The sequence below is a fragment of the Thermomonas sp. genome, assembly GCF_029945965.1.
In the GTDB taxonomy this organism is placed as follows: Bacteria; Pseudomonadota; Gammaproteobacteria; order Xanthomonadales; family Xanthomonadaceae; genus Thermomonas.
This window is the reverse complement of the sequence record NZ_JAQSDO010000015.1, coordinates 276,470-288,887: the sequence shown is the minus strand read 5'-3', so window position 1 is coordinate 288,887 and position 12,418 is coordinate 276,470. Positions and strand designations below refer to the sequence as shown.

17 protein-coding genes are annotated in these 12,418 nt (G+C 60.6%); 7 read left to right on the top strand and 10 right to left on the bottom strand.

Features of this window, described 5'->3' with window-relative positions; translation table 11 throughout:
- Positions 1-1,096 precede the first annotated feature (1,096 nt).
- On the bottom strand, positions 1,097-1,420 hold the full coding sequence (fdxA, locus tag PSV05_RS07645; protein WP_300063784.1) for a ferredoxin FdxA: 324 nt from the start codon (positions 1,418-1,420) through the stop codon (positions 1,097-1,099).
- A 138-nt stretch (positions 1,421-1,558) separates the two neighbouring features.
- Between fdxA and PSV05_RS07640 the strand changes: the two genes are divergently transcribed.
- On the top strand, positions 1,559-2,002 hold the full coding sequence (locus PSV05_RS07640; protein WP_300063783.1) for a group III truncated hemoglobin: 444 nt from the start codon (positions 1,559-1,561) through the stop codon (positions 2,000-2,002).
- 21 nt (positions 2,003-2,023) lie between these two features.
- On the opposite strand, the gene PSV05_RS07635 is transcribed toward PSV05_RS07640, so the two are convergent.
- Positions 2,024-2,917, bottom strand: coding sequence for a DMT family transporter (locus tag PSV05_RS07635; RefSeq protein ID WP_300063782.1), 894 nt, complete (start codon positions 2,915-2,917; stop codon positions 2,024-2,026).
- A gap of 21 nt (positions 2,918-2,938) precedes the next feature.
- Entirely contained in the window at positions 2,939-3,967 is a 1,029-nt protein-coding gene (locus PSV05_RS07630) for an NADP-dependent oxidoreductase (RefSeq protein WP_300063781.1), read from the bottom strand.
- Positions 3,968-4,087: 120 nt separating this feature from the next.
- Between PSV05_RS07630 and PSV05_RS07625 the strand changes: the two genes are divergently transcribed.
- The 3 genes from PSV05_RS07625 to PSV05_RS07615 all read left to right on the top strand — a co-directional run bounded on the left by PSV05_RS07625 (position 4,088) and on the right by PSV05_RS07615 (position 5,304).
- Positions 4,088-4,630, top strand: a complete 543-nt coding sequence (locus PSV05_RS07625; RefSeq protein WP_300063780.1) for a glutaminase — start codon at positions 4,088-4,090, stop codon at positions 4,628-4,630.
- Positions 4,631-4,729: 99 nt separating this feature from the next.
- Entirely contained in the window at positions 4,730-5,116 is a 387-nt protein-coding gene (locus PSV05_RS07620) for a hypothetical protein (protein WP_300063779.1), read from the top strand.
- Positions 5,116-5,304, top strand: coding sequence for a helix-turn-helix transcriptional regulator (locus PSV05_RS07615; RefSeq protein WP_300063778.1), 189 nt, complete (start codon positions 5,116-5,118; stop codon positions 5,302-5,304). The genes PSV05_RS07620 and PSV05_RS07615 overlap by 1 nt, the downstream gene beginning before the upstream one ends.
- Before the next feature lie 47 nt (positions 5,305-5,351).
- On the opposite strand, the gene PSV05_RS07610 is transcribed toward PSV05_RS07615, so the two are convergent.
- Positions 5,352-6,122 carry a M90 family metallopeptidase gene (locus PSV05_RS07610; RefSeq protein ID WP_300063777.1) on the bottom strand — a complete coding sequence of 257 codons (771 nt, stop codon included), beginning with the start codon at positions 6,120-6,122 and terminating at the stop codon, positions 5,352-5,354.
- Between the two features lie 25 nt (positions 6,123-6,147).
- Here PSV05_RS07610 and PSV05_RS07605 point away from each other — a divergent pair, with 25 nt between their 5' ends.
- Complete coding sequence (locus tag PSV05_RS07605) at positions 6,148-6,351, top strand: hypothetical protein (protein ID WP_300063776.1); 204 nt, start codon at positions 6,148-6,150, stop codon at positions 6,349-6,351.
- Here the strand turns inward: PSV05_RS07605 and PSV05_RS07600 are convergent.
- From PSV05_RS07600 to PSV05_RS07580, 5 genes are all read right to left on the bottom strand, one after another.
- Positions 6,332-6,514, bottom strand: a complete 183-nt coding sequence (locus PSV05_RS07600) for a DUF2892 domain-containing protein (protein ID WP_300063775.1) — start codon at positions 6,512-6,514, stop codon at positions 6,332-6,334. The genes PSV05_RS07605 and PSV05_RS07600 overlap by 20 nt on opposite strands.
- Before the next feature lie 248 nt (positions 6,515-6,762).
- Positions 6,763-7,785 (bottom strand): LLM class flavin-dependent oxidoreductase, encoded by a 1,023-nt coding sequence (locus PSV05_RS07595; RefSeq protein ID WP_300063774.1) that lies wholly within the window; start codon positions 7,783-7,785, stop codon positions 6,763-6,765.
- Between the two features lie 232 nt (positions 7,786-8,017).
- On the bottom strand, positions 8,018-9,082 hold the full coding sequence (locus PSV05_RS07590; protein WP_300063773.1) for a serine hydrolase: 1,065 nt from the start codon (positions 9,080-9,082) through the stop codon (positions 8,018-8,020).
- 110 nt (positions 9,083-9,192) lie between these two features.
- A complete protein-coding gene (locus PSV05_RS07585; protein ID WP_300063771.1) occupies positions 9,193-9,858 on the bottom strand; it encodes a DUF480 domain-containing protein in 666 nt (221 codons plus the stop codon).
- Positions 9,859-9,898: 40 nt separating this feature from the next.
- Entirely contained in the window at positions 9,899-10,408 is a 510-nt protein-coding gene (locus tag PSV05_RS07580) for a DUF1993 domain-containing protein (RefSeq protein WP_300063770.1), read from the bottom strand.
- A gap of 95 nt (positions 10,409-10,503) precedes the next feature.
- On the opposite strand from PSV05_RS07580, the gene PSV05_RS07575 reads away from it, so the two are divergent.
- Positions 10,504-10,950 (top strand): hypothetical protein, encoded by a 447-nt coding sequence (locus tag PSV05_RS07575; protein WP_300063768.1) that lies wholly within the window; start codon positions 10,504-10,506, stop codon positions 10,948-10,950.
- 162 nt (positions 10,951-11,112) lie between these two features.
- Positions 11,113-11,553, top strand: coding sequence for a hypothetical protein (locus PSV05_RS07570; RefSeq protein ID WP_300063766.1), 441 nt, complete (start codon positions 11,113-11,115; stop codon positions 11,551-11,553).
- 32 nt (positions 11,554-11,585) lie between these two features.
- Here the strand turns inward: PSV05_RS07570 and PSV05_RS07565 are convergent, their stop codons facing one another.
- On the bottom strand, positions 11,586-12,374 hold the full coding sequence (locus PSV05_RS07565; RefSeq protein ID WP_300063764.1) for an SDR family NAD(P)-dependent oxidoreductase: 789 nt from the start codon (positions 12,372-12,374) through the stop codon (positions 11,586-11,588).
- Between the last annotated feature and the right edge of the window lie 44 nt (positions 12,375-12,418).

Below are 12,418 nucleotides of genomic sequence, written 5' to 3'. Positions count from 1 at the left end.
CCTTACCACTGGTTGATTTTTTTGCAGCCCAGCTGGAGATGGGTCCTAGTGCTGCGATCCAGTTCTGATCGCAGGCGTCCAGGGTAGCCTTCACGCTTATCGCGCCGCTGGGCTTCGATGTTTACGAGCGCCAGGCTCTTACCGCCCCGCTCGGCACTGTTCACTGTTTGACGCCCGCTTTTGCGGGGAGATTGTGGTCGCGGATTACCCGCGCACAAATAGCCTTACAACCACCATGACACATCACTGATACCTTCAAGGAACGCAAACTCGCCCGGGTACCGGCCATCTTTGCCGGGCGGGGGTAGGCTGGGTCGAGACCCTCAGTCCGAAATTGATCTTCTTACTTAGTGGACCTAGTCTCGAAAACTTGATGTTTTGAGCACAACCGAGGGAGAAGAAATTGATGACGCGGCGATTGCTACCGATCCCTGCACTTGTCCTCAGTGCCGCCGTGACTGCAAGTGCCCCCTGAAGGATCGATAGCAGATTTCCTCCATAGCGAGATGCCTGCTTCCGGCGTGCCCGGCTTGGCCTACGCCGTCGTGTCGATGGTGAAATCACATCGGTTGGCGCGCGCGGTGTTGTCAATATCGGAGACGACAGGAAAGTTACGCCGGACACGGCCTTCCTGACCGGCTCGATCTCCAAGAGTTTTTCGGCGCTGGCGCAATCACGATCCGGCAGCTGCTCAGTCACACGAGCGGCTTCTCCACACTGCAAGGAAACGCCTTGCATACGGACATCAGCAGCGGGAACGATGAGTTTGCACGCATCGTTGAACAGCTGGCAGAATCGCCCTACTACGGCTTTGGCTGATTCGTGGATACCGGCAACGGAAGTGTTTGGCATGACGGGACGAGCGTCGGTTTCGAATCGACCGCGACGATGGTCCCCGCCAAGAAGAAGGCGGCTGTCGTGCTGGTCAACGGCGGCAGTGGCCTACACCAGTAGGTCCAGCCCTGCCTGATCGCAGAGTATCGGGGTAATAACGGGGTCAGGTTCACTTAAGAATTAAGTGAACCTGACCCCGTTATTTTCAACCCACACCCAAGCATCAGGAATTGTCCCTGACACCCTATTTTCTCCGGGTGTTTCAGCGCTCCAGCTGCGGCAGCTTGTCGGGCACGCCGTCCCATTTGGCAGCGTCTGGTGGCGCGGGAATCTTGCAGGCAATCACCGGCCAAAGCGGCGCCAGTTCGGCGTTGATGGCGAGGAATTTTTCCTGCCCTGCCGGGACATCATCCTCCGCGAAGATCGCAAAGACCGGGCACTCCTCCACGCACAGTGTGCAGTCGATGCACTCCTCGGGATCGATCACCAGGAAATTCGGCCCCTCGTGGAAACAATCGACCGGGCACACCTCCACACAGTCGGTGTACTTGCACTTGATGCAGGCTTCGGTGACGACGTGGGTCATGGGCGTGGTGCGGGCCTTCGCTTTTCTGCAGTATCGCGTGTTGCGAGAATGACGTGGATCAAGACCATAACCGATGGTAGCTGCGATAATCCACGACCGGTGCCGTACTGCCGCATCGGTCCTGCATCCATGGCCAGCATGAACAGAGAAACCACCAACGATTCCGCCGGCGCAGCAGCCATTCCCAGCCGCGAGCAGCTTGCTGCCCTGGTCGACATGTTCTACGACCGCATCCAGGTCCATCCCGATCTTGGGCCGGTGTTCAACGCGGCGGTGCGCGACTGGCCCGAGCACAAGCAGCTATTGACGTCGTTCTGGTGTTCGGTGGTGCTGCGTGCCGGCACCTATCGCGGCAATCCCATGTCAGCACATCGTCCGCATGCAATCACCACCCGGCATTTCGTGCAGTGGCTGGCGCTATGGCGCGAAACCGCCGACGACGTGCTGGCGCCTAAGCAGGCGGAACTCGTCCTCGAGTACGCCAATCGCATTGGCCGCAGCCTGCGTTACGGGCTGGGGCTGCCTGAACCGGGTCAGGAGCAAATTCCAATGTGCCCTCGCCCCTCGCTGCGTCAAATTTAGGGCTAATTTCGGATCCCTCGTTCAGCGCCTCCGCGTATTGCCAAGTCGGATCCCGCTGACTGCGGTCAGTCCCAGCAGTACGAACGCGATTCCAGCAAGCCCCATCGCCGATGGCTGCTCGTGCAGGATCAGCCACGCCAGCAGCACGCTGACAATCGGGACGCCCAGGCTCGAAACGCTGGCCACGGTGGTAGGCAGTCGCTGCAACACGATCAACCACAGCCACCACGCCAGGCTGGAGGCCAGCACGGCGCTGTAGGCAAGGCCGCCGATGAAGGCCCAGTTCCATTCGATCGAACGTTGCGGCACCGCCAGCGCCACGATGCCTAGCGCGAAGCCACCCACCAGCATCTGCCAGGCCGTGAGACTGAGCACGGATGGCGCGTGGCGTTGAAACATGCGCTTGCTCAACACGGTACCCGCCGCCCAGGCGATGCCGCCTGCAATGGCAAGCGTGGTGCTCAGCGGACTACCCAGCGAATGCCATGGCTCGATGATGCACAGCAGACCGATCGCTGCCAGCGCGAGTCCGAACCAATGTCGGCCCGTGGGATTGTCGCCCAGGAGCAGCCACGCCAGCAGCACTGCCCAGAACGGCATCGTGTACGCCAGCATCGCCACATGACCGGCGCCACCACTGACTAGCGCCCATTGCTCCAAACCCTGGAAAGCGGCCGTCTGACACAGGCCGATCAGGATCATTGGCAGCAACGGCGGTGGTCGCAGCGTTTGCCCCGACAGCATCAGTGCGGCAAACAGTATTGCTGCACCAATCAGATAGCGCAGCGCGGCGAAGTCGAACGGGCCGGCGTGCGCCATCACCTGTTTCATCACGATCCAGCTGTAGCCCCACAGCAGGATGGTGCCGATCAGCGCAAAGATGGCGCCGCGTTGGTGCAAGGAGACGGCTGACATGCCTGGTCCAGGAGCCAGCAATCAGCCGACGCGGATTACGCGCTTGCCGAAGTTGTCTCCCTTGAGCAGGCCGATGAAAGCTGCTGGTGCCGCTTCCAGTCCGTCGATGATCTCTTCGCGATACTTGATCTTGCCGCTCTCGATCCACCCACTCATTGCCTTGGCGAACTCCGGGTAGAGATGGCCGAAGCTGTCAAAGATGATGAAGCCCTGGATCAGGATCTTCTTGCTCAGTACCTGGCCCAGCAGCCAGTTCATCCGGTCCGGCCCCTCGGGCAGTTGGATTGCGTTGTATTGCGACACCAGTCCGCACAGCGGGATCCGCGCATTCGGATTGAGCAGCGGCAATACGGCATCAAGCACCTTGCCACCGACACTCTCGAAATAGACGTCGATCCCCTGCGGACTGGCCTTGCCCAGTTGCTCGGCAAAGTCGACCGCGTTGTGGTCGATGCACGCATCAAACCCCATTGCATCCACCGCGTAAGCGCACTTGTCCGGGCCACCCGCGATGCCGACCACCCGGCACCCGAGCAGTTTGCCGATCTGACCGACCGTCGCCCCGACCGGGCCGGTCGCCGCAGCCACAGCAATGGTCTCGCCCGGCTTGGGCTTGCCGATCTGGGTGAGACCCGCCCATGCGGTAAAACCGGGCATGCCTAAAACGCCCAGCGCCCAAGACGGATGCGTGGGTGATGCGCCCAGCGGCGTGACCCCCTTGCCGTCGGACACCGCGTAGTCCTGCCAACCGTTGAAGCTGAGCACCCAATCGTCCACGGCGAACCCGTCGAGGTTGGACTCGACCACCCGGGCCACGGTACCGCCCACCATCACCGCACCGATCGCGACCGGCTCAGCGTAAGACGCCGCATCGCTCATGCGTCCGCGCATGTAAGGATCCAGCGAAAGGAACACAGTGCGCAGCAACATCTGCCCCGCTCCCACGGTGGGGATCTGGCATTCCACCAAGCGTAGCGTGCGATCAGTGGGCTCGCCCTTGGGCCGCTCGCTAAGCAGCCATTGACGGTTCGTGGATTCTGTCTGGGGCATGGGGCTTTCCTTCGAAGTAGCGGCAATCAGTTATTAGGACAGAGGCGCAATTACGAGGCCGTGACGCTTATATCCGCGAGTGGCTGCAAGTGTTGGCGAGACGTCGAAAACAGAAAAGAAATGAAATCTCCCCGCCTCGCCCGCCAACGCGCGTCGTGCGAGCATGCCTGCGATGAATATTTCGATAGCGAGCACGGAATTCCGTGCAATCCACTGATCAATGCGGGTGCGCACGTCATCGCTGACGTGGTGCTGTCGCAATATCCCGATGCACTCGACCGGCTGCTGGCATTCGTGCGCGAACGCGCCGGCAACAACGGCATCGACATGGACCAGGAAGTGGCGCGATCCGAACGCGACACCGGCTTCCGCAATGCCGCCCTGGCAAACTTCATCAAGGCCGTCATCAGCCCGGACCGCGCCAAGCGCATCAACGCATTGATGCTGACCTGCGGCACCTACGACGCCGCCGGTGGAGTTTGCGTTCCGCGTTGGCCTGCCCGCCAAGAGCGGCGCGGGCGGCGGCACTGGATCGCTTTACGACAATCACCGGGCTGTCGGTCTTCTGAAGTACGCCAATGGGACGGCCGTAATTCCCGCACCACACGCCCCCTTCCTGCCACCAAACACCTTCGGAGTTGCCCCATTTTCAGGTTTCTGTAGAACCCGGGCCACTCCAAGTACATTTCGTAATGTAAAGGCTACTTGACACGGCCGTCATGCCAGCTCAATATGTAAAGCTTACTTTACGTGGAGACGGTGATGCGCGACCAGCGGTTGGCCAGACAATACCTTCTGGAACTATTCGGCAGCTCGACGGTATACATCGTGCTGCTGGTTTCCTCACTCTTTCTTGCCAAAGCGATGCAGCCCAGCGTGGCACGACTACTGGTACTGCTCAGCCCGATGCTCGGCTTTGGACTGATGCTTTGGATGCTGGTACGCCAGTACCGGCGCATGGACGAATTCTTGCGCCGAATACTGCTGGAGAACTGCGCAATCGCCGCCGGCATCACCGCTGCCCTGACCTTCACATATGGCTTTTTGGAAGGCGTCGGTTACCCACGCTTGAGCATGTTCACGGTGTGGGCCCTGTTGGGCGCGAGCTGGGGATTGACTGCCATTGTGCGCAGCGTGTTCGACCGCTGATGGAAAACCGCATTCGCGAACTGCGTGCCGAGCGAGGCTGGACGCAGGCCGATCTAGGGGAACTCCTCGACGTGTCGCGCCAAACCGTCAACGCACTCGAAACCGGCCGCCATGACCCGAGCCTCACCCTCGCTTTCGCAATTTCGGACGTATTCGGCAAAACGATCGAGCACATCTTCACGCCGTGAAACTTTACCTCGTACGGCATCGGCAACAAATGGGCTCCCTTTGTCGCTTATGCGCTCAACCTACTTTTCGGATCTTGTCGGTAGAACAACGCGAGTTGTTCGTAGACGGCTGGAAATTGATGATGCAACGTCGCGGGCGCTGTGAAGAAAGTCTCGCTCACCACCGCAAAGAACTCTGCCGGCGATGTCGCTGCATACGCATCGATTCCATGAGAATGATGATGTTCCAGCTGGCTGCGTAGCGCATCAAATGCGTCTGTAAAGACTTGCGTCCAATCCTCACGAATCATGCCCGAATGCACTGGCGGGATGCCATTGGCGCTGCCGTCCAGCGAGTCCAGTTTGTGCGCAAACTCATGCACCACCACGTTATGTCCGGACTGATGCCCGGCGAGATCGGCAGCGGCGGTAGCCCAGGCCAGCACTACCGGCCCGCGTTGCCACGACTCGCCGGCCAAGTGACCACCGGCATCTGACACCACGCCGTTTTCGTTCACGTCCCTGCTCACCTTGAACGCACCGGGATACAGGATGACTTCGACCCAGCCATCGTAGTAGTCCAGCCCCAGTTCCAGGATCAGCAAGCATGCCTGCGCTGCCACGGCCACAAGGATGTCGTTCGTCAGTTCCAGTCCCTGCGCTCCGCTGAACGCTTTTCGATGCAGGAACAGTGTGCTCATTTCGCGCAAATGGGCGCGTTCAACCGAAGTGAGGCCACGAAAAATATCCGCCTCGCGCATGAGCTTGTGCCAGCTCTCATCCGGGATCGGATGGTGGCGCAACGTATGGCGTACACGCAGGCGATCAAGCCATTTCATAGATAGTCGTCATGGTGGCGGCATAATGGCCATAATGGTGTCAGGGGCAATTTTGCGTTTGGCCATCCAGCAGCAAAAGACTTGGGGCAGCAAATGGTTCCGGTTGAAGATCAAGGCGCTTGCCGAGCGCGAGCTGCCTGTTCGGCTGCGCGGACGACCCAATACCAAGGAAAAATGTACTGATACCATTTTTCAGCAGGCCCAGCGCCTCAGCGTGCGCAGGTGTTGATTCCCACCAATCGATACAACGGACAGAAATTGATCAGCGCCGTGGCCAGCGGGATCACGCCGATCCACGCCCACATCGGCCCGCCGGTCGCAGCCCACGCAATCAGGGCAACTCCAAGGACGATTCGGATCCATTTGTCGATCTTGCCGATGTTGGCTTTCATGGCTATGCCCTTTGTTGAATGTGGAAGTCCGATACCGGATGCACGCTAGCACTACGTCCCGTGAAATGGTGTCAGGAACAATTTTGGAGGGGCGATCCTCGTCGTCGAGGAAACAAGACAAGCGATTATTGCCCCGCTGCACCACATACTGGTGAATACCGGCAAGATCAGGACAAGGAAGGCGGGCCATGCACCATAGCCTTCCCTCGCCGCCCGCAGACGCGATCAGCGCAACCCGCACCCAAGCATCAGAAATTGTCCCTGACACTATTTTTCGCCACCGATTGCCAGGCCTGCATCGCCAGCGCGAACGAGTGCAAGCGTGCCGCGTGGTCGAATATGTTGGCCGTCAGCAGCAGTTCGTCCGGGCGATGCGCCTTCACGAAAGCGTCGATGCCCGCACCCACAGTGTCAGCTGCACCAACCACGGCACAAGCCAGTGCACTGTCGACGCCGGCACGCTCCTGCGGCGTACAGAAATCCGCCATGGCCGATGTGCTCGGCAACGGCGGCGGCACCAGGCCAGGTCGTCCGCGACGCAGGTTGACGAAGGCTTGCTGCTGGGTAGTGAACAGGCGCGCCGCTTCTTCATCGGTATCGGCGGCCACCACGTTCAGCGCCAGCATCACGTGCGGCTTGGCAAGCCGTGGCGAGGGCTTGAATTGCTCGCGGTACACCGCGAGCGCCTGCGTGAGTGCCGCAGGGGCGAAGTGCGAAGCGAAGGCATACGGCAGGCCCAATTGCGCCGCGAGCTGCGCACCAAACAGGCTGGAGCCGAGAACCCACGCTTCCACTGCAATGCCCGCGCCGGGCACGGCCTGCACCGCCTGACCGGGTTGCACGGGCTCGAAATAATGCAGCAGCTCCACCACGTCCGCTGGAAACTCGTCGGCGCCCTCGTAATAGCGCCGCAGCGCGCGCGTAGCGGCTTGGTCCGTGCCTGGCGCGCGGCCGAGGCCAAGGTCGATGCGATCCGGATATAGCGCGCCAAGCGTGCCGAACTGCTCGGCGACCTGCAACGGCGCGTGGTTGGGCAGCATGATCCCACCCGCGCCGACCCGAATCGTCGATGTCCCACCCGCTACATGGCCAATCAACACCGCCGTAGCCGCACTCGCGATGCCAGGCATGTTGTGGTGCTCGGCCAACCAGAATCGCTGGAAGCCCAACTGCTCAGCGTGCTGCGCCAGTTCCAGCGTGTTGGCGAAGGTCCGCGCCGGCGTACTGCCTTCGGTGACCGGCGCAAGATCCAGGATTGACAGGGAAATCATGGGGATCGCCGTGAAGGGGAACTCATGACATGGGGGTGAATGCGGTTGAAAAAAGCCGCGTACGCACGCTGTGCGAGCATGCCTGCGATGAATATCCTCGACAGCCAGCACATGACGCGTGCGCAACAAACCAATTTTGCTGCAGTGCTCGAGCAGATCGCCACCGAAATGCAGCCTGTGGTTGGCCAAGGCAAGGTAGCCAACCACATCCCATTGTTTTTCCTTTTCTTCGCTAACGCTTCACGCAATCAATCACCTGCTGCACGAGATCGTTCACGCGTATGGCGGTCGGGTCTTCGTCGTATGCGCCGGCGGTGGTCACGATTGCCATGTCGAGCGCTGGAATGATGTAAAGGCGCTGTCCACCGTTGCCGAAACCGGCATGCCATTCCATCGGCTGGCCTTGCCAGTGCGCGACACCGCCCCACCATTGGTGCCCGTAACGATAGTTGCGTACATCTGTTCCGATGACCGTTTTCATCGATTGCCTGATCCATGTCGCCGGTACGATCTGCTTGTTCCGCCATTGGCCATCATCAAGGACGAGCCGGCCGATCTTGAGCAGGTCACGTGGCCGCATGCGCAACCCGTTGAATGCCATCGACCGACCATGCACGTCGGCCACCCACTCCCAGTCGCGGATATCCAGAGGCTCGAATAGGCGACTGCGCGCATATACGTAAAGCGGCTTCCCCGTGCCGCGCGTGATGAGGTCGGCGAGGATCGCCGTTCCGCCACCGTTGTAGTTAAAGGCGGTGCCTGGCGCAGTTTGCATACCGTGGCCGAGCACGTAACGCGCGATATCCCGTTTCCAGAACAGGCGCAATTCGTCATTCACACCGCGACCGCCTTCGTGCCAATCCAGGCCGTTGGCCATATTGAACAGGTCGCCGATCGCAATGCGGCGTTTTTCCGGCGTCGCGAGGTCGGCAAGCGTGGGATAGGCATCCAATACCGGTGTCGACAATGCCGGAACCTGTCCTTCGCCCAGGGCCACGCCGTAAAGCAAGCTGGTGATGCTCTTGCCTATCGACCGCATGTCCTGCCTTGTCGCAGGTCCAAAGCTGTGCCGGGTCGAGAACAATGCGTACACGGAACGGTCCTTGCCGCCTTGGTAATACTCGGCCACTAGTTTGCCGTGGCGTTCGATGAGCACGCTATGCACGTTCAGCGGCGCATCGAGCAGGGCCGTGACGGTGTTATCCAGCTCCACTCCATCGATGCCCTGCGCAGCAGGCACATCGATTACCCAGCCATCGGCCAGCGTCTCAGGCGTCGGCCCGGTGCGTGGTAACAACGGCCGCAACCAGCAAGCCCACAGTGCGGTTAGGACCAATACGCCCAATGAGACTCGCCATAGGATCCGGAACGGTCTAGAAGGAAAAATGTACCTGACCACTTTTTTGCTTACGTCCCTGTGTCCACTTTCGTCGCATCCAGCAGCCGCTCGAACTGCTCGCGCAAGTCCGCCACGTCGGCCTCCAGTGCGGACACGCGTGCCGCCAATGCCGGCGTGGCCGATTCGCCTGCGGTAGTCAAACTCCGCGCAACGATGGCGTCCACGTCCACCGGGCCGCACAGCAGATGTGCAACGCGATCCTCGCGCTGGCCGGCGCCGCGCGGCACCTGCACCACCAGCGCGGGCTGGTGTCGGGTCAGCCGATCAAGTTGGTGGCGCACCTCATCCAGATCAGTGAAGGCATGCAGCCGTTCGCTCCGCGACATCAGTTCGGACGCGGTCTGCGGGCCGCGCAGCAGCAGCAAGCCCAGCAAGGCGACCTGCTGCGATGGCAGCCCGAAGTGCGCCGCGACCCGGTGCTCATAGCGTTCCGCGCGCGAGGAAAACACCTGCCTGGCCAGCCCTTTTCCCTCCAACTGGCGCAGCGCGTGGTTCACCGCACCGGTTTCCAGCGCCATCACCGGTTCACGCGCGGTTTTCTGGTTGGCCGCTCCCTGCACCGCAGCGATCGTAAGCGGATAGACATCCGGCGTAGTCGCCTGTTTCTCGATCAGGCAGCCCAGCGCCCGCGCTTCGGCGGCGGTGAGCAACGGCAGGGAATCGGTAGCGTCCATACGGGATCCTTTTCGGCGAGGCACCTCATTCAAAGAGCCCTCAGTACGCGCCCATGAAGTCCTTCTTGCCGACTTCGACACCGTTGTGGCGCAGCAGGTCGTACGCGGTGGTGACATGGAAGAAGAACTGCGGCAGCCCATACGACACCAGGTAGGCCTGGCCGCCAATGCGGCGTTCCTTCGGCGTGCCGGGGCGCAACACGAGTTCGCGTTCATCGCTGCCGTTGAATCGCGCCGCATCCAACCCACCAATGAAGGCCAGCGTCGCGGCGATCCGCTGCTGCAGGTCGGCGAACGTCTGGTCGCCGCCTTCGTAGGCCGGGAGTTCCGCGCCCGCAAGCCGCGCCGACACGCTGCTGGCGAAATCGCAGGCGACCTGCACCTGACGTGCCAACGGGAACATGTCGGGGAACAGCCGCGCTTGCAGTAGCGCGGCAGGCTCGATCTTGCGTTCGGCAGCGTGGGCTTCAGCCTTTGCCAAAACGCCACCAAGCGCAGTGAGCATTTGCTGGAAGACGGGAACGGACACGGCATGCATCGAGAGGGACATGAGAGAGTTCCGTGATTGGGGGGGAAGGACATGGTATCCAAAAGGGGACGGAGGGAATTAAGCTCGCTCAACTCGCCGCACGGAAATAGTTCGTAATGAAGGGTAATCGCCGCGTGAAAAAAAATGGACAGGCAGTGATACATTTTATGCCCTCTCCATGGGCGACGCTGATGCACCTGCTGCTGCTCGCAGGCGTGTTCGCACTGTTCATGGGCCGCAAACCGGGCGCATTTCGGTCGGCGGACATCCTTGAGCTAGTGCCAGGGTTCTACAGCCACATCTCCAACTTCTCTATCTCATACGTGCTTTTGGCTGGGGTCGGATACTTGTGGTTGATGATGGGCGTATCGGTACGACACATCGCGTTGGCGGCACTCATAATGATCGCAGGCAACGTGATCTACGAATTGTTCTTGCCGCTATTAAACACGCGAGACCCAGTGGATGCGGCCTATGGTGTGGCCGGGACATTGCTCGCCTTCGCGTGGTTGTGGGTAATCAAGCGCGTCGGCTTGATGACCATCCCTGACCTGGGCAAGTGATGCAAAAATGGGGTCAGGTACATTTCTTACCAAGGCACGCGCCCAATGCCGAGTATGTGTCTACGAGCTAATTGCGAATGTGCGCGGGTCCTCACCTCGATTCAAGCACATGGCCCGCCTTCCCCGAATCGACCTGCCCGGTATCGCGCAACATATTGTCCAGTGCGGCATCGACGTACCGGCACCTTGCGGGAAGGTCGCTTCAAGTCAGCGCTCGTGGACAGCGAGCGGTACGTCCTCGCCTGTTACCGCTACATCGAACTCAACCCCATACGCGCCGGCATGGTAGCGACTGCCCTGGACTACCGTTGGTCAAGCCATGCTTGCAACGCGAACGGCGTGCACGATCCTCGGATCAACCCGCATCCAACCTACCGCGCGCTTGGCGCCACCGACGCGGAACAGCCGGAACAGCAAAAGACTTACCAGCACCTATTCGACGAAGGCCTGTCTGACAACGACGCGAACGCGTTGCGCCTGGCAACCAACCAGCAGAAAATCCGGGGCAGCGAACGGTTTCGGCTGCAGATCGAGGCGCTTGCCGAGCGCGAGCTCGAAGTTCGGCCACGCGGGCGACCCAAGCTCATGGGAAAATGTACCTGACCCCTTTTTTAGACCCCTTTTTTCAGTTGCTTTCACCAAGGGATCTCGTTCCCATCCCACCCGATGAAGCGACCACTGTCTTTCGCGGTACTTCCAGCGATGATCTTCAACAACTGGGTAGCGGCGCGCTGTGGGTCGAACAGCCGCTCTGCGGGCACCTTGGACTGGAATGGCGCCGAAAGCGGCGTATTGACCGTGCCAGGATGCAGCAGGAGGCAGGTGCCGAGGGGGTTGCGACGTTTCCATTCAATCGCGAAGGTCTTCATCAACTGGTTTTGCGCTGCCTTGGACGCACGATACGCGTACCAGCCACCAGCGCGGTTATCGCCGATCGACCCCACGCGCGCGGAAAGTGATGCAAAGACCGCAGGCTGTCCGCGGCATAGTTGCGGCAGCAGCACCTTTGCCAGCAGCAAGGGGGCGAATGCATTGATCGCGAACACGCGTTCGAACGTGGACCTGCTGGCTTGTTCGATCGATTTTTCGGGCGCCAACGCGTCGCCATGCAGTATGCCCGCAGCGTTGATCACTAGGTGCAACGCGTCGACCCCTTGCGTCGCGTGGGCCAGTCGCGCCAGGTCGTCTTCATTGGTGATATCGGCATCAATGCGCTGCAGACGCTCGCCGTGATCGCGTTGTAATTCACCCAAGGCGACCTTGGTGGTGGCGCTTCGCGACACGGCGAATACACGCCCGACATGCCGGTTCTCCAATAGCTGCTGCAACAGTGCATATCCAATGCCGCTGCTGGCCCCGGTGACCAACACCTCGGCTGGACAGTCAAGACCGGCCACAGGACACGTTTCAACGTCGAAGATCATGGCGACACACCTAAAAGAATGGGCTATGGAAAACAGGGACGCGG